The following is a 20,644-nucleotide window of genomic DNA, read 5'->3' as shown; positions in this document are numbered from 1 at the left end:
AAGCGGAGGGCCCATCATGGCCAACCTGAAAATCAAGAATCTGCAAAAAGGCTTCGAAGGTTTTTCCATCATCAAGGGCATCGACCTGGAAGTGAACGACAAGGAATTCGTGGTGTTCGTCGGCCCGTCGGGCTGCGGCAAATCCACCCTGCTGCGCTTGATCGCCGGCCTGGAAGAAGTGACTGAGGGCACCCTCGAACTCGATGGCCGCGACATCACCGAAGTGACCCCGGCCAAGCGTGACCTGGCGATGGTGTTCCAGACCTACGCCCTGTACCCGCACATGAGCGTGCGCAAGAACATGTCGTTCGCCCTGGACCTGGCCGGCGTCGACAAGACAATCGTCGAGAGCAAGGTCAATGAAGCGGCGCGCATCCTGGAGTTGGGCCCGCTGCTGGAGCGCAAGCCCAAGCAGCTCTCCGGCGGCCAGCGCCAGCGCGTGGCGATTGGCCGGGCGATTGTGCGCAACCCGAAGATCTTCCTGTTCGACGAACCGCTGTCCAACCTCGACGCCGCCCTGCGCGTGCAGATGCGCCTGGAACTGGCACGCCTGCATAAAGAGCTGCAGGCGACCATGATCTACGTGACCCACGACCAGGTCGAAGCCATGACCCTGGCCGACAAAGTGGTGGTGCTCAACAGCGGTCGCATCGAACAGGTCGGCTCGCCGCTGGAGCTGTACCACCAGCCGGCCAACCTGTTCGTGGCGGGCTTTCTCGGCACGCCGAAGATGGGTTTCCTCAAGGGCAAAGTCACGCGTGTCGACGGCCAGGGCTGTGACGTGCAACTCGACGCCGGCACCCTGATCAGCCTGCCGCTCAGCGGCGCCAGCTTGAGCGTGGGCAGCGCGGTGACCCTGGGTATTCGCCCCGAGCATCTGGAAATCGCCACGCCGGGCCAGACCACCCTGACCGTCACCGCCGACGTCGGCGAGCGCCTGGGCAGCGACACCTTCTGCCACGTCATCACCGCCAACGGCGAGCCGCTGACCATGCGCATCCGTGGCGACATGGCCAGCCAGTATGGCGAGACGTTGCACCTGCACCTGGACCCGGCGCACTGCCATCTGTTCGACACCGATGGCGTGGCCGTCACCCGCCCCCTGCGCGCCGCCGCCTGATTTCGCGAGTATTACGCCATGAAGCTGAATAAACACACCCTCACCCAGTTGGCACCCGAAGTGCAGCGGCCAGCCTACGCCATCGCCAGCACATCGCAGGGCATTGCGCATATCGGCGTCGGCGGTTTCCATCGGGCGCACCAGGCGTTTTACACCGATGCCTTGATGAACACCGGCGAAGGCCTGGACTGGAGCATCTGCGGCGTGGGCCTGCGGGCCGAAGACCGCAAGGCCCGCGACGACCTGGCGGGCCAGGATTATCTGTTCACCCTGTATGAACTGGGCGACACCGACGACACCGACGTGCGCGTGATCGGCTCGATCAGCGACATGCTGCTGGCCGAGGACGGTGCCCGGGCGCTGATCGATAAACTGGCCGAGCCGGCCATCCGGATCGTGTCACTGACCATCACCGAAGGCGGCTACTGCATCGACGACAGCAACGGCGAATTCATGGCCCACCTGCCACAGATCCAGCATGACCTGGCGCACCCGAGCGCACCGAAAACCGTGTTCGGTTTTCTCTGCGCCGCCCTGACCCAACGCCGCGCCGCCGGCACCCCGGCGTTCACGGTGATGTCCTGCGATAACCTGCCGCACAACGGCGCTGTCACGCGCAAGGCCCTGCTGGCGTTTGCCGCGCTGCACAATGCCGAGCTGCATGACTGGATCCAGGCCACTGTGAGCTTCCCGAATGCCATGGTCGACCGCATCACGCCGATGACCAGCCCCGCCCACCGCCTGCAGTTGCATGATGAACACGGCATTGACGACGCCTGGCCGGTGGTGTGCGAGCCTTTTGTGCAATGGGTGCTGGAAGATAAGTTCGTCAACGGACGCCCGGCCTGGGAAAAGGTCGGCGTGCAGTTCACCGATGACGTAACGCCTTACGAGGAAATGAAGATCGGCCTGCTCAACGGCAGCCACCTGGCCCTGACGTACCTGGGGTTCCTCAAGGGCTGCCGGTTCGTCCACGAAACCATGAACGACCCGCTGTTTGTCGCCTACATGCGCGCCTACATGGACCTGGACGTCACGCCGAACCTGGCGCCAGTGCCGGGCATCGACTTGACGGACTACAAACAGACCTTGGTGGACCGCTTCTCCAACCAGGCAATCGCCGACCAGCTGGAACGTGTGTGCTCGGATGGCTCGTCGAAGTTTCCCAAATTCACCGTGCCGACCATCAACCGCTTGATTGCCGATGGGCGCGAGACCGAGCGCGCGGCGCTGGTGGTGGCCGCCTGGGCCTTGTATTTGAAGGGTGTCGACGAAAATGGCGTGGCCTACACGATTCCCGATCCCCGTGCCGCGTTCTGCCAAGCGCTGGTGAGTGATGACGCGTTGATCAGCCAGCGCTTGCTGGGGGTTGAAGAGATTTTCGGCACGGCTATTCCCAACTCGCCTGCATTTGTGGCAGCGTTCGAGCGGTGTTATGCAAGCTTGCGCGATCACGGCGTCACTGAAACGCTGGAGCATCTCCTGAAGAGACCTGCTTGAAACTGTGGGAGGGGGCTTGCCCCCGATGAGGCTGTGTCAGTTAATAAATCTTTCACTGACCCACTGCTATCGGGGGGCAAGCCCCCTCCCACATTGACCGCATTGACAACTCCAACAATAAGACTGCTGAGCACGCCATCATGACCCAGCCAAACCTGTTCCTCGGCATCGACTGCGGCACCCAGGGCACCAAGGCCATCGTCCTCGACGCGTCCAGCGGCAAGGTGCTGGGCCTGGGCGCCGCCGCGCACACACTGCTCAGCGGCGCCAACGGCCGGCGTGAGCAACACACCCAGGAATGGCTGGATGCCTTTACCGAAGCCACCCACCGCGCCCTGCAACAGGCCGGGGTGGACGGCCAGGACATTCTCGGTATCGGCGTGTCCGGCCAGCAACACGGCCTGGTCTTGCTCGACGCCCAGGGCCAGGTGCTGCGCCCGGCCAAGCTGTGGTGCGACACCGAAACCGCAGCCGAAAACGAGCGCCTGTTGCAGCACCTGGGCGGTGAAAGCGGCTCGCTGGAGCGTCTGGGCGTGGTCATTGCGCCGGGCTACACCGTGTCAAAACTGCTGTGGACCCGTGAACAGCACCCGGACCTGTTTGCGCGCATCGCCCATATCCTGTTGCCCCATGACTACCTCAACTACTGGCTCACCGGCCGCGCCGTCGCCGAATACGGCGATGCTTCAGGCACCGGCTATTTCGACGTGCGCCGCCGTGAATGGGACGTGGCGCTGCTGCAGCACATCGACCCCGGTGGTCGTCTGCAAGCAGCGCTGCCCGAGCTGATCGCAGCCGACCAGGCGGTGGGCACGATCCTGCCGGCCATCGCCGAGCGCCTGGGCATCAACCCCAACGCCATCGTCGCCAGTGGCGGCGGCGACAACATGATGGGCGCCATCGGCACCGGCAATATCGCCCCCGGCGTCATCACCATGAGCCTGGGCTCATCGGGCACCGTCTACGCGTTCGCCGACCAGCCCAACGTGAGCCCGCAGGCGTCGGTCGCCACCTTCTGCTCATCCAGCGGCGGCTGGTTGCCGTTGATCTGCACCATGAACCTGACCAACGCCACCGGCGTGGTGCGCGAGCTGTTCGAGCTGGACCTGAACGCCTTCAACACCCTGGTCGAACAGGCCCCCATTGGCGCAGACGGGGTGAGCATGTTGCCGTTCCTCAACGGCGAACGGGTGCCCGCCCTGCCCCAGGCCACCGGCAGCCTGCACGGCCTGACCATGACCAACCTGACCCGCGCCAACCTGTGCCGCGCGGTGGTCGAAGGCACCACCTTCGGCTTGCGCTACGGCCTGGACCTGCTGCGCCAGACCGGTCTGCAAAGCCTGGGCATCCGCTTGATCGGCGGCGGTTCGAAAAGCCCGCTGTGGCGGCAGATGGTCGCCGATATCATGAACACCGAAGTGGTGTGTACCGAACAAAGCGAGGCCGCTGCCCTGGGCGCGGCGATCCAGGCGGCGTGGTGCCAGTCCGGCGAATCCCTGGCCAGCCTGTGCGACAAATGCGTGAGCCTTGACCCGGCCAGCCGCACCTTGCCGGTGCCGGCCAATGTCAGGGCCTATCAACAGGCCTACGAGCGCTATCAACAGCGTGTGGCAACCCTTTAAGAGCGAGCGACTATGTATCTGGTGTGCGGTGAAGCGCTGTTTGATTTTTTCAGCGAGGAGGATGCCAGCGGGCTTGCGTCCAAGGTCAACTACACGTCTATTGCCGGCGGGTCGCCGTTCAACGTGGCCGTGGGCTTGCGCCGCCTGGGCATCGAGGCCGGGCTGTTCGGCGGGGTGTCCACCGACTTCCTCGGCCGGCGCCTGGTGCAGGTGCTCAAGGATGAAGGCGTGAGCCGGCAGTTTCTCGTGGAGTTCGCCGCACCGACCACGCTGGCGATGGTTGCCGTGGGTGCCAATGGCTCGCCGCACTACAGCTTTCGCGGCGAAGGTTGCGCCGACCGGCAACTGCAGGTCGCGCATCTGCCGGTGCTGGGTGATGAGATTCGCGGGCTGCATGTCGGCTCGTTCTCGCTGGTGGTGCAACCGATCGGCGACACGCTGCTGGCCCTCGTCCAGCGTGAAAGCGGCAAGCGCCTGATCAGCCTCGACCCCAATGTGCGCCTTAATCCGCAACCGGACATCCAACTGTGGCGCGACCGTATCGCCGAGCTGGTCAAGCATGCCGACCTGATCAAGGTCAGCGATGAAGACCTGCACCTGCTGTACCCCGAGCAATCGCCTGAAAGCGTGCTGCAAGGCTGGCTGCAACACCGCTGCCAGTTGGTATTCCTCACCCGTGGCGGTGATGGCGCCAGTGTGTTCAGCCGTAGGCATGGCACCTGGTCGCAACCGGCCGTCGACGTCGTGATGGCCGATACGGTCGGCGCCGGCGATACCTTCCAGGCGGCGTTGATTGCCTGGTTGACCGAGCAGCAATTGGACTCGATTGAAGGGCTGCAACAGCTCAGCCGCGAACAGATCGACGCCATGCTCGGCTTTGCCATCCGCGCTGCGGCGCTGACCTGCACCCGCACCGGACCGGACTTGCCTCACCGTAGCCAATTAGGCTGATAGCCCACCGGCCGTGCCCTGCGCGGCCTTTACGTTTTATCCAAAAACCTTGCCATGCAGCGAACCTGTGCTACACCGAAGAACAGCAGTAATTAAAACAATACGTAGGACGCGTCATGACCAAGGCATCTGGTTTTCCAACCCGAGCCGTTATTGCTGTCGGCATTCTTTCACTGCAGTACTTCACTCCCCAGCCCGCGCATGCCGCGTGCGCTTTCAGTCCCGGTCCCGGTGACGACACGTTCGTCTGCGACAGCGGCACCAGCACCGCCGGGCTCACCGATCTTCTGGGCAACAATCGTCTGACGCTGCCCGCCGGTGGTACGGGAACCGTCAACGGCCCTGTTACGTTCGGCGCGGGCCAAGATCGAATCATGATCGATGCCGGCAGTATCCTGGGCGCTGTGCAACAAGGCACCGGCATCGATGACTTCGTCATGAACGGCGGGCGGATTGTTTCCCTGGCGCAGGGCGATGGCCGCGATACCTTCCTGATGACCGGCGGTGTCATCGAAAGGGAATTCGTCGACGGTGACGTGGCGCGACAAACCGCCGGCACGATTGGCCGGGTCGACCTGAGGCTGGACGATAACGAATACGAGATGACCGGCGGCGAGATCCTCGGCAACCTGGTCGCCGGGTTCGGCAAGGACAGGGTCGACATCTCGGGAACAGCCAGCGTAGGCGGCAATATCAGCACCAGTGGCGGCGATGACATCATCCGGGTGAGCGGCGGCGTGATCAAAGGTGAAATCCGCGCCAGTTTTGGCAACGACACATTCACCTGGAGCAATGGCGGTGAGGTCCAGTCTTCAGTCTTGATGGGCGATGGTGACGATAACGCCCTGCTCAGCGGTCTTACTGAAAGCCGGCTGGCCGCCACGCCGTCGATTGACGGCGGCCTGGGCAATGATCAACTGACCTTCGATAACACCACCTCCAGTACCGCCGCGCGTTATGTCGGCTGGGAGACGGTCAATCTCAACAACGCCTCGCGCGTTGATCTGGCCGGGGACTTTTTCCTCGGTGACAGTGCGAGCAACACCGGTACGTTCAACATCGATGGCAGCAGTACCCTGGCGGTGAGCCAGGGCGCAATCCGCCCTTACACGGCGGGCCAATTGGCGACGCTGAACAACGCCGGCACCCTTGACATGACCACCGACAACCGCGCGAACAGTTCATTGACGGTGCACGGCAACTATGTGGGCAATAACGGCCAGCTGTGGCTGCAAAGCGTCCTCGGTGATGACAACTCCGCTACCGACAAGCTGGTGGTGTCCGACGGCATTATCAGCGGTCACACGCAACTGGGCGTCACCAATCTTGGCGGTGCAGGCGGGCTGACTCAACACAGTGGCATCGAGGTGGTCCAGGCCCTCAACGGCGCGACCGGCAGCGCAGATGCCTTTGCGTTGAAGGGCTCGGTGTCGGCCGGTGCCTATGAATATCGGCTGTTCAAAGGCGGCGTGACCGCCGGCACGGAAAACAACTGGTACCTGCGCTCTTCGGTGGTGGCCGTGCAGCCACCCCCCGTCCCGCCGGTACCGCCCACCCCGCCGGTGGTGGTACCTGTTGCACCGATTACACCGACGCCTCCTGTCGTCGACCCCGATGAACCACCGGTGGAGCCGCCGACCGCGCAACCGGTCGCGCCGATCGAGCCCCCGGCGCCCCCGCCGAGCCAGGTCGCGGCAGCCAATTCACCGCAACCCGCCGCCAGCAGCCCGGCGCTGCCAACAGCTGTGGTCGGTGCCGCACCCATCCCGCTGTATCGCCTGGAAGTGCCGGTGTATTCGGTGGTGGTCCCGGCCGCGCACATAATGACCCGGATGGCCCTGGGCACGTTTCATGAACGCCAGGGCGAGCAAAGCCTGCTCACTGAAACGGGAGCAGTTGCGGCCGGTTGGGCGCGTGCCTATGGCGGCGATTTCAACAAGCACTGGTCGGGCACCGTGTCGCCAAGCTTAGACGGCAGCGTCAAGGGCTATCAGGTGGGGCATGACCTTTACGCTGCGCAAACCAGCGGCGGGCAACTGCAACGCTTCGGCCTGTTCATCGGGCAGAGTCGCTTGCGCGGCGACGTGAAAGGGTTTGCCGAAGGCTTTCAGGACCGGCGCTCCGGGCGGATCAAACTCGACGGTGATAACTTCGGCGCCTACTGGACCCTCACCGACCCCAAAGGCTGGTACATCGACCTGGTCGCCATGGGCACACGCCTGGACGGTGACAGCAAGTCCGACCGTGGCGTAAAGGCGGACACCAAGGGCCGTGCCCTGGCGCTCTCCGCCGAAGCGGGTTATCCAGTCACCGTTTCCGAACATTGGGTGCTGGAACCGCAGTTCCAGGTGATCCGCCAGACCCTTGACCTGGACAACCAGAACGACGGTATTTCCAAGGTATCGTTCGACTCCCAGGCGTACTGGACCGGCCGTCTGGGTGCCCGCGTCAAGGGCCGCTACCGGGTGGGCACCACGCCTGTCGAACCGTATGCGCGCGCCAACGCCTGGCGCACCTTCGGCGGCAGCGACACGGTGACCTACGACGATGTGGACCGCATCAAGAGCGATCACGCGTCGTCCACCGCCGATGTCGGCGTCGGGGTTATCGCCCACTTGTCGCCGGCGGTGAGTGTTTACCTGGCGGCGGACTACTCCACCAATCTGGACGGCAACGCCCAGGAGGGTGTGGGCGGCACCGCCGGGGTGCGCATGAGCTGGTGAACAGCACGAGGCTCAGGGGCCTGGTCACTGCCAGGCCTCCAAGTCAACGCGCAGCCAGGCGCGCTCTTAAAATCCACGCCCTCCTGCTCGCTGCTGGGCAGGCGTGTGAGCATGCTTGAGGTCTTCACGCAGCCCGGCGATCAGGTTACAAATGGCGCGACTGCTGTCGAGTCTGTCCGCGCTGATACCTTTGACCTCCAACTCCACGCGATCACGGTCGCGGTCGTCGTACACCTTGATCGTCAGCGAAGCATCTTCGGCTTTGGTGCACTCACACCGCTTAGGCAGGAAACTTCCTTCAATAATACTGCGAAGCTCTAATTCCGAAAGCATGGCTAACCTCTCCTTGTTTGAGACTGCCAACAGTTTTTATGGGGTCCGGCAGGCACTTGCCTGCCACGTCTTGCCGGCCTTGGAAGACGCCTTCAACAAAGAAGCCTACTCGCCAAATCCACTGCTGTTGTAACCTTTCTTCATAAGCTCAGCGCTTGCTTATATGACGTAAATTTCGCCGCACCCATCATCGCCGAACCGCGCCGATTAAACGTTTAACCGCCCGTCTCACATCAGGCGAATTTGAAGTAGCCGATTTTTTGGCAACATGTGGTAATCAATCAACGGGTCAACCAAGCGCCGAGCGGGGCTTTCGCAAAACATACGAAACATATACGCTTCGTATATTGAATTCTCACAGTGAAGCGTATGGGCATCGTCAAAATCACCGACCAATTGCACGAACAACTACGCCTGGCCAGCGCCGCGATGGACCGTTCCATCAACGCCCAGGCCGAGTTCTGGATCAAGATCGGCCTGCTTGCCGAGCTCAATCCTCAGTTGCCCTACAACGACCTGATCAACAAACTGTTGCTGGACAAACCCGACCTGATCAGAGGGCGCAGCCAATGATCAAAACGCCACAACAGCTTGCGCTGATGCGCGAGTCCGGGCGCCTGCTGGCCCAGGTGTTCAGCATGCTCGACGGCTTCGTCGCCGCCGGCCGCTCCACCCTGGAACTGGACAGCGCCGTCGAAACCTTCATCCGCCAGGAATTGCAGGCCCGCCCGGCCAGCCTCGGGCAATATGACTACCCCTTCAGCATCAATACATCGATCAATGAAGTGGTGTGTCACGGCATGCCCAGCGCGAAGCAAATCCTTAAAGATGGCGACATCATCAACATCGACATCACCCTGGAAAAAGGCGGTTTTATCGCCGACTCCAGCAAGATGTACATGATCGGCACGGTGACGCCCAAGGCGCGGCGCCTGGTAGAAATGACCTTCGAAGCCATGTGGGCCGGCATCCGCCAGGTCAAGCCCGGCGCGCGCCTGGGAGATATCGGCCATGCGATCCAATGCCATGCGCAGGCCAACGGCTACAGCGTGGTGCGTGAATACTGCGGCCATGGCATCGGCCGGGAAATGCACGAAGAGCCGCAGATCCTGCACTTCGGCCGTCCCGGCACCGGGCTGGAACTGCGCGAAGGCATGGTGTTTACCATCGAGCCGATGCTCAACCAGGGCAGCGCCAAAGTGCGCAGTCTCAAGGATGGCTGGACGGTGGTGACCAAAGACAACAGCCTGTCGGCGCAATGGGAACATACGGTGGCGGTGACGGCGGATGGGTTTGAGGTGTTGACCCTGCAACCGACAGCCTGAACCGCACAGAACCGGAGTACGACCGTCCCACGCTCGGCGTGGGAACGATCAATCGGGTCAGGCCACCTGCTTGACGAGGGCCTTGGCCTCCAGTTCACGCACCAGCGGCAACACGCGCTTGCCGAAGTACTCCACCTCCTCCTGAAAATGCAGGAAGCCGGCCAGCACCAGGTCCACGCCCACCGCCTTGAGCGCGACGATGCGCTCGGCAATCTGCTGCGGGGTGCCGATCAGGTTGGTCTTGAAGCCGTCGTTGTATTGCACCAGGTCCTCGAAACTGGACTTGGCCCAGTTGCCCTCGCCTTCCGGTGACGCCTTGCCCGCTTGTCTGGCGGCATCACCGAAGGCGTTGACCGCTTCCGGGTCGGCTTTGTCGATGATGTCCGCCAGCACGGCGCGCGCCTCTTCTTCGGTATCGCGAGCGATCACAAAAGCGTTGACGCCGATCTTTACCGAATGGTTATTGGCCGCCGCCTTGGCGCGGATATCGTCGACCTGGGCCTTGATGCCTTCGGGGGTGTTGCCGTTGGTGAAGTACCAGTCCGATACCCGCGCCGCCATGTCGCGCGCCGCCCTTGAACTGCCGCCCTGGAACACTTCGGGCTGTCCCAGGGGCTTGGGCTTGAGGGTGTAATTGTTGAAACGGTAAAAGTCACCCTTGAAGGTGAAATCGTCCTGGGTCCAGATGCCTTTCAAGGCGCGAATGAATTCTTCGGAACGACGATAGCGCTCATCGTGCTCCAGCCACGGTTCGCCGATGGCCTGGAACTCGCCCTTGAACCAGCCACTGACGATATTCACCGCGATGCGGCCGTTGGTGAGCTGGTCGATGGTCGCCAACTGCTTGGCCGCCAGCGCCGGCTGCCACGGGCCCGGCAGGATCGCCGCAATCACCTTGAGGGTGGTGGTGGCCGCCAGCAACGCGTGGCTGAACGCCACCGACTCGTGCTGATTCTCGGCGCCGTAGCCGGCGGTGAAACGAATCTGGGTCAGGCCATATTCAAAGCCGGCGGCTTCGGCCAGTTGCGCCAGTTTACGGTTGTAGTCGATGCCCCAGTGGGTGCGCTGCTCGATCTTGCTGACCACCAGCCCACCGCTGACGTTGGGCACCCAATAGGCAAATTTCACGGCGTGTTGACTCATTGGGGGTACCTCGCACAAAGGAATGTAGGAGGGCTTGAGCAGCAAGCGTGCCAGCCACGCGCAAAGGCCCTGGCCTTGCGGTCTGCGGCGCACAACCTGGGCGTTGCGCGGAGCGCCGCGACTGTCATGAATCGCTGCGTTTTGTGCAAACGCTGTTGCTGGCGCAACAGTAGTTGGCGTCCTCGCGCCGTAAACACGGGCCGCGGTGCCCGGCACGGACTGTGCAAACACCCTGGGACTTGATCACTGCCCAGGAGCCGCCCCCCCATGACCGAGCAACACGTCATCAACCCGCTGTCCGTTGGCGTCGACTACCCCGCCCTGGCCGAGCGCTTCCGTCCCATCTTCGAGCGCATCGCCGCGGGCGCGGTGGAACGCGAACACAGCCGCACCCTGCCCCATGAGCCGATCCGCTGGTTGAAGGAAGCCGGTTTCGGCGCGGTGCGTGTGCCGGTGGAATATGGCGGTGGCGGCGCGTCGCTGCCGCAGCTGTTCGAACTGTTGATCGAACTCGCCGCCGCCGACTCCAATGTGCCCCAGGCCCTGCGCGGGCATTTTGCGTTTGCCGAAGACCGCCTGAATGCGCCGCCGGGCGCGGCGCGCGAGGTGTGGTTCAAGCGCTTTGTCGACGGCGACATCGTCGGCTGCGCCTGGACCGAAATCGGCAATGTCGCGATCGGCGACGTCGTCACCCAGGTCAGCCCCAACGGGGACGACTGGACACTCAACGGTGAAAAGTTCTACAGCACCGGCAGCCTGTTTTCCGACTGGATCGATGTATACGCCCAACGCAGCGACACCGGCGGCGACGTCATCGCCGCCACCCGCACGCGCCAGCCTGGGGTGGTGCAAAGCGATGACTGGGACGGCTTTGGCCAACGCACCACCGGCAGCGGCACCACGCGCTTTACCGATGCCGTGGTCGAAGCGCAAAACGTGATCGACTTTGCCACCCGCTTCAAATACCAGACCGCGTTTTATCAACTGGTGCTGCTCGCCACCCTGGCCGGCATCGGCCATGCGGCGCTCAACGACGTGGCCCATCAGGTGCGCACGCGCAAACGCATCTACAGCCACGGCAACGCCCCGCACGTCAGCCAGGACGCGCAGGTGCAACAGGTGGTGGGCGAAGTCGCCGCGCTCGTCTACGCAGCCCGTGCCAGCGCATTGCAGGCCGCGCTGCCGGCGCAACGGGCCTATCTGGCCCGCTTCGGTGGCGATGACGTGGCCGAACGCGAAGCCAACGTAGCCGCCGAGATCGAATCGGCGACGGCCCAGGTGGTCGTGTCGGAATTGATCCAGCGGGCCACCAGCCAACTGTTCAACGCCCTGGGGGCCTCCGATGTACGTCAGGGCAAAGCCCTGGACCGGCACTGGCGCAATGCGCGAACAGTGTCATCGCACAATCCGCTGATCTACAAGGCGCGGATCGTCGGCGACTGGGTGATCAATGGCACCGAGCCGCCGTTTGTCTGGCAGATCGGCAATGGCCCGGCGAAGGCTTAATACCAGCCAGTTAAGGCTTTTTGTAGGAGCGAGCTTGCTCGCGAAAAACTCACAGGCACCGCGTTCATGCAGGAAGCACGCGTTATCGTTGACATTTTTCGCGAGCAAGCTCGCTCCTACAGAGGGCAGCGTACACTTAACTGACTGGCATTAGGCCAAGGCCTAAGCCGTTCTAACGCAATGTGGAAGAAGTGAAGCAAACGCTCCAGCACCCAACACTAACCACAATGCGAAGCGAGTCGCTCTTGATCTTGATCTGGCTTTTGATCTTGATCTTAGGCGCCCCGTTAAACCACGCTGGCCGCAATTCGACATTGATGTGGGGGGTAAACCGGCAGGGATGCCGGTTTAGCCGCCCCGCGCCATGGATGGCGCGTGGCGGCGGCCCCCCACATCAATGTCGGATTGCGGGCACACCGAGCCTAAGCGAGGTGCCGAGTGGTGGGGCAAGAGCCTTTTTGGTTACTTTTGGGGCTCTTTTCCAAAAGTGACCCGCTGTAAAAGCGGAACCGATAGCAGCCGTCACCGCAGAAACGGATATGTACTCGTTCCAACATCCTGGTCGGCCCAGAGGCCGCCATCGGGGGCAAGCCCCCTCCCACATTTGGATGGTGGAGCATCAGTCAGATAGTTTCAGACCGTCGGCCGCCCTCGGGAGCAAGCCCCCTCCCACACTGGACCGCGTCCACCCTAGAACGCCAGTTTGTAACCCACCGCCATCAACATCACCGCCAGACACGGACGCAGCACACCATCCGGAATCCTGCCAGTCATATGACTGCCCAGATAAATCCCCGGCAGCGAGCCCATCAGCAAAAATCCCAACAGATGCCAATCCATATTGCCCATGCTCGCATGGCCCAGCCCCGCCACCAGAGTCAGCGGCACAGCATGGGCGATCTCGGTACCGACCAGACGGCGCGTGGCGAGAAACGGATACAAAATAAACAGCGCCACCGTCCCCAGCGCGCCGGCGCCGATGGACGTCAGCGCCACCATGGTACCCAGCACCGCGCCCGTCACCACCGTCAGTGCATTCAGATTGCGCGGGCGCATAGAATAGTCGTCACCGGCATGGCGCTGGGCGAACGCCAGCAAGCTTTTCTTGAACAGGATCGCCAGGGCCGTCAACAGCAACACCACGCCCAGCGCCTGTTTGATCACCGCGTTCATGGCGCTGGGGTCGGTATGCAGGCTGGCGAGGAACCACAGGGTCAGCAACACCGCCGGCACGCTGCCCAGGGTGAGCCAGCCGGTAATGGTCCAGTCGATGTTCCTGTTCTTGCTGTGCACCAGCACCCCACCGGACTTGGTGATGGCGGCATACAACAGGTCAGTGCCCACGGCCGTGGCCGGATTGATCCCGAACCACAACAGGATCGGCGTCATCAACGAGCCCCCGCCCACGCCCGTCATGCCCACGATAAAACCTACGATCAGGCCGGCAACCACGAAACCCACATTACCTACATCCATTACAGCTACCTGTGGCCTTATAAATTTCTGGCGGCAGGATAGCGATTTTTCTTATAACGACTTATACCAATATGATCTGACTTTATGCCTTTTCAACCAGGCACGACAATCCGGGCGATCGGCCGCGCGATCAAGCTGCCTCGATCAATCGACGCTGGGCAACCACACGCGAAACCGCGCCCCACCGAGCGGTGAGGCCTCGGCGGTCAAGGTGCCGCCCTGGGCTTCCAGGGCCCGCCGGCTGATGGCCAGGCCCAGGCCAAAGCCCCCGGTGGCGCGGTCACGGCTGCGGTCCAGGCGATAGAACGGCTCGAAGATGCGTTCGCGCTGGTCCGGCGGAATGCCGATGCCGTCATCATCCACACGGATTTCACAGCCTTTGGGGCAAACCTTGACGCCGACCTGGATGCGCTTGTCGCAGTAACGCGTGGCATTGCGCAACAGGTTCTGCAGAGCGCGGGCGGTGAGGCGCGGATCGAGGCTGAAGCGCTCCACAGCGCAGTCGAGCACCACCTCGATGACGATGTCGGGGTTTTCCAGCTCATCGTCGACACTGCCCAACACGCTGTCGATGAATTCATCCAGCACCACCTCCACGCGCTCGGGCAACTGCGCCGGGTTCTGCAGACGGCTGTAGGAGAGCAATTCCAGCACCAGCTCATCCAGTTCACGAATATGCGCCACCAGGCTTTGCAGGCGTTCCCGGCCGGCCGCGGGCAAGTCTTCCGAGAGCGCCAGGGCCAGGCCGAAATCCAGCCGGGTCAGCGGAGTGCGCAGCTCGTGGGATACCGCGTTAAGCAGGTCGCGCTGCTGGTTCAACAGATGCTCGATGTCATTGGCCATGGTGTCGAACACCGCCGCCAGGCTGCCGATGCTGGAACTCGGCGGAATCTGCGTGCGTTCGCCCAGGTTGCCCTTGCCCAACTGCGCGGCGGTGCTTTTCAGCCGCTCCAGGTCGCGCCAGTGGGGGCGCAACCACACCAGCAGACAGGCCAGCAGCGCGGCGCCGACCAGTACGTTCATCGACCAGTACAGCAGGTTCATGTCCAGCGGGTCCGGCGGGATGATCAGCTTGACCGCGAACTGCTCGTTGATCGGCGAGCTGACTTCTTCCATCCAGCCCCACTCGCCCAGACGGATCACCGGTTTGCCCTGCTCCAGCAATTGCTCCTCGGCAGGCGTGTAGCGCGCGTCCTGGCGCAATAGCAATTGCACTTTCAACGGCGCAAAGTCACGGCTCAGTTGCTCGGTGACCTGCGACCAGCGTTCCACCGGCGCGCGCAGGTATTGCTTGACGATGAGCGTTTGCAGGCCACGGGACTGTTCGACGTTATAGTCCATGTAGCGGTGTTCGAACAGCTGGATCACCAGCTTGGGGATCAGGAAAATCGCCGCGCTGTAGGTGACGATGGTGATCAGGTAGAGACGCAGCAGGACACGAAACATGGCTCAGCATTCCCACTCGGAACGGCTGAACAGGTAGCCCTTGCCCCACACCGTCTTGATCTTGCGCGCCTCACCGGCGTGGTCGTCGAACTTGCGCCGCAGCTTGGAGATGGCCACGTCCACCGAACGGTCGGTGCCGTTGAACTCGATACCGCGCAGGCGCTGCAGGATCTGGTCGCGGCTGAGTACTTCACCGGCATGCCGCGCCAGGACCACCAGCAGGTTGTATTCGCCACTGGACAGCTCCACCGCCTGCTCGCGCCAGGTCACGGTGCGCTCGGACAGGTCGATGCACAGGTTGCCCATGATGATGCGGTCGCTGGCCACCTGCGGTTCCGACAGGCTGCTGCGGCGCAGCAAGGTGCGCACCCGGGCAAGCAGCACGCGAGGCTCACAGGGTTTGGTCACGTAATCGTCGGCGCCCATTTCCAGGCCCAGGACCTGATCATGGCTGTCGTCACGGGCAGTGAGCATCAGGATCGGCAGGCCCGCCGAGTCCGCGCGCAGCAGACGGCAGACCTGCAGGCCGTCGAGGCCGGGCAGCATCAGGTCGAGGATCACCAGATCCGGCGGGTTCAGCCGCGCCTGCTCACGTACCAGGTCGCCCCGGCTGAGCACGCTGACGTGGTAGCCATTGCGCTCCAGGTAGCTGGCAATCAACTCGGAGAGTGCGGCGTCGTCTTCCACCAGGAGGATATTGGGCATGGAGGTGTTTCCAGAAAATACAGTGAGGTGTCGTACACAAATCCAATGTGGGAGGGGGCTTGCCCCCGATGACAGGTGCCGGTCGACTGTTGATTAGCTGACACACCGCTATCGGGGGCAAGCCCCCTCCCACATTTGATCTTCATTGCAAGCAAGGTTGTGCAAGGATATACGCCCTCAGCGCCCCGCGCGCCGCCCCTTACATTTCTTCACACACGACCTACACAGCTTCACAGCACCACAGCGCAGGTGACCTTAGGATGCGCCAGTCAATATTGGGATAAGAGCATGTCGAAGAATCTGTTTGCGCCGTTTTGCCTGTTGGCCCTCACACTGGCGCTGAGCGCGTGTGACAAGTCCACAGCCGAGGCGCCCCAAATGCCCCTGGCCAAAGTGCGCATCGAGACGCTGCAGGCCAAGCCCCTGTCCATCACCAGCGAATTGAGCGGGCGCATCGCCGCGCCGCGCATTGCCGAGGTGCGCGCCCGGGTCGCCGGGGTGGTGATGCAACGGGTGTTCAATGAGGGCCATGACGTGAAACGCGGCGACGTGCTGTTTCGCATCGACCCGGCGCCGTTCAAGGCCGACCTCGACAGCGCCCAGGCCAACCTCAGCAAGGCCGAGGCCAACGCATTCCAGGCGCGCCTGCAGGAGCAGCGCTACAGCCAGTTGGTGGAAGGCAACGCCATCAGCGGCCAGGAATACGACAACGCCCGCGCCGCCCTGCGCCAGGCCAACGCCGAAATCGCCGCCAACAAGGCCGCCGTCGAGCGCGCCAGGTTGAACCTGGGCTACGCCACCGTGACCGCGCCGATTTCCGGGCGCATCGGCCGCGCCCTGGTGACCGAAGGCGCGCTGGTCGGCCAGAACGAGGCCACGCCGCTGGCGATCATCCAGCAACTGGACCCGATCCATGCCGACCTGACCCAGTCCACCCGCGAGCTCAACGACCTGCGTCGTGCCTTTCGTGCCGGCAGCCTGAAGCAGGTCGGCCAGGACCAGGCCAAGGCCACTCTGATCCAGGACGACGGTAGCCTGTACCCGTTGCCGGGCAAGCTGCTATTCGCCGACATCAGCGTCGACCCGGGCACCGGGCAGATCATCCTGCGCAGCGAGTTTCCCAACCCGGACCTCGACCTGCTGCCCGGCAGCTTTGTGCGGGTACGCCTGGAACAGGCAGTCGACAGGCAAGGCCTGAGCGTGCCGCAACGCGCCATCACCCGCGACAGCGCCGGCATCCCCATGGTGCTGTTGCTGGACGGCGAGCAGACCGTGCGCCAGCAGCCGGTGGAGTTGGGCGCGGTGATCGAGGATCGCTGGATCGTCAGCAGCGGCCTCAAACCCGGCGACCGCATCATCGTCGAGGGCCTGCAACACGCGCGCCCCGGTGAAAAAGTAGAAGTGGACGACAGCCCGCTCGCAAAGGAATAACCCGCCATGCCGCAGTTCTTCATCGACCGCCCGATTTTCGCCTGGGTGGTGGCCTTGTTCATTTTGCTGGCCGGCTTCCTGGCGATCCCGCAATTGCCGGTGGCCCAATACCCCAACGTCGCACCGCCCAAGGTGGAAATCTACGCGGTGTACCCTGGCGCTTCGGCCCAGACCCTGGATGAAAGCGTGGTCAGCCTGATCGAGCAGGAGCTCAACGGCGCCGATCACCTGCTGTATTTCGAGTCCCAGAGCAGCCTGGGCTCGGCGACCATTACCGCCACGTTCCAACCGGGCACCAACCCGGAGATGGCTCAGGTGGACGTGCAAAACCGCCTCAAGGCGGTGGAGCCTCGCCTGCCGCAAGCCGTGACGCAACAAGGCTTGCAGGTGGAAAAAGTCTCGGCCGGCTTCCTGCTGCTGGTGACGCTGACGTCCAATGACGGCAAGCTCGATGACGTAGCGCTCAGCGATTACCTGGCGCGCAACGTGATGAACGAACTCAAGCGCCTGGACGGGGTGGGCAAGGCCCAGCTGTATGGCGCCGAGCGCGCCATGCGCATCTGGATCGACCCGCAGAAGCTGATTGGCTTCAACCTCACGCCGGCCGACGTGAATGCCGCCATCAGCGCGCAGAACGCCCAGGTTTCGGCGGGCAGTATCGGCGACTTGCCGGGCACCCCCACCCAGGAAATCACCGCTGCCATTCTGGTCAAGGGCCAATTGTCGACGCCGGCGGAGTTCGCCGACATCGTGCTCAAGGCCAACCCTGACGGCTCTACCGTGCGCATCGGTGATGTGGCGCGGGTGGAAGTCGGCAGCCAGGAATACCAGTTCTCCACGCGCCTGAACGGCAAGCCGTCCACCGCCGTCAGCGTGCAGCTGTCGCCAGGCGCCAACGCGCTGAACACCGCGACCCTGGTGCGGGCGAAGATGGACGAGCTGTCGCGCTATTTCCCGGCCAATGTGGAATACAAGATCCCCTACGACACCTCGCCGTTCGTCAAGGTCTCGATCACCAAGGTGGTCTACACCTTGCTTGAGGCGATGGCGCTGGTGTTTGCGGTGATGTTCCTGTTCCTGCAGAACGTGCGCTACACCCTGATCCCCACGCTGGTGGTGCCGATTGCGCTGATGGGCACCTTCGCCACCATGCTGTTGCTGGGCTTTTCGATCAACGTGCTGACCATGTTCGGCATGGTGCTGGCGATCGGTATCCTGGTGGACGATGCGATTGTGGTGGTGGAGAACGTCGAGCGGATCATGGCCACTGAAGGCCTGTCGCCCAAGGAGGCAACGAAAAAGGCCATGGGTCAGATTACCGGCGCCATCGTTGGTATCACGCTGGTGCTGGTCGCGGTATTCCTGCCGATGGCGTTCATGCCAGGCTCGGTGGGGGTGATCTACCAGCAGTTCTCGCTGTCGATGGCCACCTCGATCCTGTTCTCGGCGTTTCTGGCCCTGACCTTGACCCCGGCGCTGTGCGCCACCTTGCTCAAACCGATTGCCCAGGGCGAACACCACGCCAAGGGCGGCTTCTTCGGGTGGTTCAACACGCGCTTCGCACAGCTCACCGACCGTTACGAAAGCTGGGTGGCCTATGCCCTCAAGCGCAGCGGCCGCTACCTGCTGATCTATCTGGTGCTGCTGGTGGGCCTGGGGCTGCTGTTCAGTCGCCTGCCCTCCTCGTTCCTGCCGGTGGAAGACCAGGGCTACACCATCACCGATATCCAGTTGCCGCCGGGCGCGAGCAAGAACCGCACGGTGCAGGTGGCCGAGCAGATCGAGGCACACAACGCCACGGAACCGGGCGTGGGTGATACCACCATGATCATGGGCTTCAGTTTCTCCGGCTCCGGGCAGAATGCGGCGCTGGCGTTTACCACGCTCAAGGACTGGTCGGAGCGCGGCAGCGATGATTCGGCCGCGTCGATTGCCGACCGCGCCAACATGGCCTTCAGCGAGCTCAAGGATGCGATTGCCTATGCGATCCTGCCACCCCCGGTAGACGGCCTCGGCACCTCCAGCGGTTTCGAGTTCCGCCTGCAGGACCGTGGCGGCGTCGGCCACGCGGGGCTGATGGCTGCACGTACCGAGTTGCTGGAAGCGGCCGCGAAAAGCCCGATCCTGGCCAACGTGCGCGAAAGCGCCCTGGCCGAAGCCCCGCAGGTACAACTGGAAGTGGACCGCAAGCAGGCCAATGCGCTGGGCGTGTCGTTTGCCGACGTCGGCAATATATTGTCGTCGGCCATCGGCTCGGCCTACATCAACGACTTCCCCAACCAGGGTCGCATGCAGCGCGTGGTGGTGCAGGCCGAGGGTGACCAGCGCAGCCAGGTGGCGGACTTGATGAAGATCAACGTGCGCAACAACGCCGGGAAAATGGTGCCGCTGTCGGCGTTTGTCGAAGCCAAGTGGACCCAGGGCCCGACGCAACTGACGCGCTACAACGGCTACCCCGCCATCGCCATCAGCGGCGAAGCGGCGCCAGGGCACAGCACCGGCGAGGCGATGGACGAAATCCAGCGCCTGGTCAGCCAACTGCCCGCCGGTTTGGGCCAGGAATGGACCGGGCTGTCCTTGCAGGAACGCCTGTCCGGGTCCCAGGCGCCGATCCTGTTGGGCCTGTCGCTGCTGATCGTGTTCCTGTGCCTGGCCGCCTTGTACGAGAGCTGGTCGATCCCGACCTCGGTATTGCTGGTGGTGCCGCTGGGCGTGCTCGGGGCGGTGCTGGCGGTGAGCTTGCGCGGCATGCCCAATGATGTGTTCTTCAAAGTCGGCCTGATCACCATCATCGGCCTGTCGGCGAAAAACGCGATCCTGATCATCGAGTTCGCCAAGGACCTGTATGAACAGGGCGAGGACTTGATCGACGCCACCTTGAAAGCCGCGCGCCTGCGCCTGCGCCCGATCATCATGACCTCGCTGGCATTCATCCTCGGCGTGGTGCCGCTGGCGATCGCCACCGGGGCCAGTTCGGCGAGCCAGCAGGCGATCGGCACCGGCGTGATTGGCGGGATGATCACGGCGACCTTGGCGGTGGTATTCGTGCCGGTGTTCTTTGTGGTGGTGATGAAGCTGGTGCGCAAGCGTCACAAAGCCGCTTAGTCGAGCCAGGCACGGAAAAAAATGTGGGAGGCGCCTTGCTCCCGATGACGGTGTATCAGTCATGTGTTTGTGACTGATCCACCGTCATCAACGCAGGCATCTACGTAGCGCTCAACCCTAACCACGATGCGAAGCGAGTCGCTCTTGATCTTGATCTTGATCTGGCTTTTGATCTTGATCTCAGGCGCCCCGTTAAACCACGCTGGCCGAACGCAGGCTTGAATCCGTGGGCAACCCGGCAGGACGCCGGGTTAGCCG

15 protein-coding genes are annotated in these 20,644 nt (G+C 63.0%); 10 read left to right on the top strand and 5 right to left on the bottom strand.

Going from position 1 to position 20,644, the window contains the following annotated elements:
* The first annotated feature begins 16 nt into the window (after positions 1-16).
* From BFQ04_RS21755 to BFQ04_RS21735, 5 genes are all read left to right on the top strand, one after another.
* Positions 17-1,120, top strand: coding sequence for an ABC transporter ATP-binding protein (locus BFQ04_RS21755; protein WP_065952552.1), 1,104 nt, complete (start codon positions 17-19; stop codon positions 1,118-1,120).
* A gap of 18 nt (positions 1,121-1,138) precedes the next feature.
* A complete protein-coding gene (locus BFQ04_RS21750; RefSeq protein ID WP_065952551.1) occupies positions 1,139-2,620 on the top strand; it encodes a mannitol dehydrogenase family protein in 1,482 nt (493 codons plus the stop codon).
* A gap of 140 nt (positions 2,621-2,760) precedes the next feature.
* The gene (gene xylB, locus BFQ04_RS21745; protein ID WP_065952550.1) at positions 2,761-4,242 is read left to right on the top strand and encodes a xylulokinase; all 1,482 of its coding nucleotides are present in this window, start codon (positions 2,761-2,763) and stop codon (positions 4,240-4,242) included.
* A gap of 12 nt (positions 4,243-4,254) precedes the next feature.
* Positions 4,255-5,193, top strand: coding sequence for a carbohydrate kinase family protein (locus BFQ04_RS21740; protein ID WP_065952549.1), 939 nt, complete (start codon positions 4,255-4,257; stop codon positions 5,191-5,193).
* Between the two features lie 116 nt (positions 5,194-5,309).
* Entirely contained in the window at positions 5,310-7,916 is a 2,607-nt protein-coding gene (locus BFQ04_RS21735; RefSeq protein ID WP_065952548.1) for an autotransporter family protein, read from the top strand.
* A 66-nt stretch (positions 7,917-7,982) separates the two neighbouring features.
* Here the strand turns inward: BFQ04_RS21735 and BFQ04_RS21730 are convergent, their stop codons facing one another.
* On the bottom strand, positions 7,983-8,249 hold the full coding sequence (locus tag BFQ04_RS21730; protein WP_065952547.1) for a DUF1652 domain-containing protein: 267 nt from the start codon (positions 8,247-8,249) through the stop codon (positions 7,983-7,985).
* A 369-nt stretch (positions 8,250-8,618) separates the two neighbouring features.
* On the opposite strand from BFQ04_RS21730, the gene BFQ04_RS21725 reads away from it, so the two are divergent.
* Positions 8,619-8,822 (top strand): ParD-like family protein, encoded by a 204-nt coding sequence (locus BFQ04_RS21725; RefSeq protein WP_065887356.1) that lies wholly within the window; start codon positions 8,619-8,621, stop codon positions 8,820-8,822.
* Entirely contained in the window at positions 8,819-9,574 is a 756-nt protein-coding gene (gene map / locus BFQ04_RS21720) for a type I methionyl aminopeptidase (protein WP_065952546.1), read from the top strand. The genes BFQ04_RS21725 and map overlap by 4 nt, the downstream gene beginning before the upstream one ends.
* 57 nt (positions 9,575-9,631) lie before the next feature.
* On the opposite strand, the gene sfnG is transcribed toward map, so the two are convergent.
* Positions 9,632-10,717 (bottom strand): dimethylsulfone monooxygenase SfnG, encoded by a 1,086-nt coding sequence (gene sfnG, locus BFQ04_RS21715; RefSeq protein ID WP_065952545.1) that lies wholly within the window; start codon positions 10,715-10,717, stop codon positions 9,632-9,634.
* A 267-nt stretch (positions 10,718-10,984) separates the two neighbouring features.
* On the opposite strand from sfnG, the gene BFQ04_RS21710 reads away from it, so the two are divergent.
* Complete coding sequence (locus BFQ04_RS21710) at positions 10,985-12,223, top strand: acyl-CoA dehydrogenase family protein (protein ID WP_065952544.1); 1,239 nt, start codon at positions 10,985-10,987, stop codon at positions 12,221-12,223.
* A 690-nt stretch (positions 12,224-12,913) separates the two neighbouring features.
* Here the strand turns inward: BFQ04_RS21710 and BFQ04_RS21705 are convergent.
* The 3 genes from BFQ04_RS21705 to BFQ04_RS21695 form a co-directional block, all read right to left on the bottom strand.
* Positions 12,914-13,699, bottom strand: a complete 786-nt coding sequence (locus BFQ04_RS21705) for a sulfite exporter TauE/SafE family protein (protein WP_065952543.1) — start codon at positions 13,697-13,699, stop codon at positions 12,914-12,916.
* Positions 13,700-13,843: 144 nt separating this feature from the next.
* Positions 13,844-15,145, bottom strand: coding sequence for an ATP-binding protein (locus BFQ04_RS21700; protein WP_065952542.1), 1,302 nt, complete (start codon positions 15,143-15,145; stop codon positions 13,844-13,846).
* Positions 15,146-15,148: 3 nt separating this feature from the next.
* A complete protein-coding gene (locus BFQ04_RS21695) occupies positions 15,149-15,850 on the bottom strand; it encodes a response regulator transcription factor (protein ID WP_065952541.1) in 702 nt (233 codons plus the stop codon).
* Between the two features lie 288 nt (positions 15,851-16,138).
* Here BFQ04_RS21695 and BFQ04_RS21690 point away from each other — a divergent pair, with 288 nt between their 5' ends.
* Together BFQ04_RS21690 and BFQ04_RS21685 are read left to right on the top strand one after the other, a co-directional pair.
* A complete protein-coding gene (locus BFQ04_RS21690) occupies positions 16,139-17,281 on the top strand; it encodes an efflux RND transporter periplasmic adaptor subunit (protein WP_065952540.1) in 1,143 nt (380 codons plus the stop codon).
* 6 nt (positions 17,282-17,287) lie between these two features.
* Positions 17,288-20,386: an efflux RND transporter permease subunit gene (locus BFQ04_RS21685; RefSeq protein ID WP_065952539.1), complete on the top strand. Its 3,099-nt coding sequence runs from the start codon at positions 17,288-17,290 to the stop codon at positions 20,384-20,386.
* Positions 20,387-20,644 lie beyond the last annotated feature (258 nt).

Source organism: Pseudomonas sp. 37 R 15 (assembly GCF_900004865.1).
In the GTDB taxonomy this organism is placed as follows: domain Bacteria; phylum Pseudomonadota; class Gammaproteobacteria; order Pseudomonadales; family Pseudomonadaceae; genus Aquipseudomonas; species Aquipseudomonas fluorescens_AM.
This window is presented reverse-complemented; position numbering and strand designations above follow the sequence as displayed.

Coding starts and splice junctions, on each gene's coding strand:
- BFQ04_RS21755 (WP_065952552.1), top strand. CDS start 17: ATGGCCAACCTGAAAATCAAGAATCTGCAAAAAGGCTTCGAAGGTTTT.
- BFQ04_RS21750 (WP_065952551.1), top strand. CDS start 1,139: ATGAAGCTGAATAAACACACCCTCACCCAGTTGGCACCCGAAGTGCAG.
- xylB (WP_065952550.1), top strand. CDS start 2,761: ATGACCCAGCCAAACCTGTTCCTCGGCATCGACTGCGGCACCCAGGGC.
- BFQ04_RS21740 (WP_065952549.1), top strand. CDS start 4,255: ATGTATCTGGTGTGCGGTGAAGCGCTGTTTGATTTTTTCAGCGAGGAG.
- BFQ04_RS21735 (WP_065952548.1), top strand. CDS start 5,310: ATGACCAAGGCATCTGGTTTTCCAACCCGAGCCGTTATTGCTGTCGGC.
- BFQ04_RS21730 (WP_065952547.1), bottom strand. CDS start 8,249: ATGCTTTCGGAATTAGAGCTTCGCAGTATTATTGAAGGAAGTTTCCTG.
- BFQ04_RS21725 (WP_065887356.1), top strand. CDS start 8,619: ATGGGCATCGTCAAAATCACCGACCAATTGCACGAACAACTACGCCTG.
- map (WP_065952546.1), top strand. CDS start 8,819: ATGATCAAAACGCCACAACAGCTTGCGCTGATGCGCGAGTCCGGGCGC.
- sfnG (WP_065952545.1), bottom strand. CDS start 10,717: ATGAGTCAACACGCCGTGAAATTTGCCTATTGGGTGCCCAACGTCAGC.
- BFQ04_RS21710 (WP_065952544.1), top strand. CDS start 10,985: ATGACCGAGCAACACGTCATCAACCCGCTGTCCGTTGGCGTCGACTAC.
- BFQ04_RS21705 (WP_065952543.1), bottom strand. CDS start 13,699: ATGGATGTAGGTAATGTGGGTTTCGTGGTTGCCGGCCTGATCGTAGGT.
- BFQ04_RS21700 (WP_065952542.1), bottom strand. CDS start 15,145: ATGTTTCGTGTCCTGCTGCGTCTCTACCTGATCACCATCGTCACCTAC.
- BFQ04_RS21695 (WP_065952541.1), bottom strand. CDS start 15,850: ATGCCCAATATCCTCCTGGTGGAAGACGACGCCGCACTCTCCGAGTTG.
- BFQ04_RS21690 (WP_065952540.1), top strand. CDS start 16,139: ATGTCGAAGAATCTGTTTGCGCCGTTTTGCCTGTTGGCCCTCACACTG.
- BFQ04_RS21685 (WP_065952539.1), top strand. CDS start 17,288: ATGCCGCAGTTCTTCATCGACCGCCCGATTTTCGCCTGGGTGGTGGCC.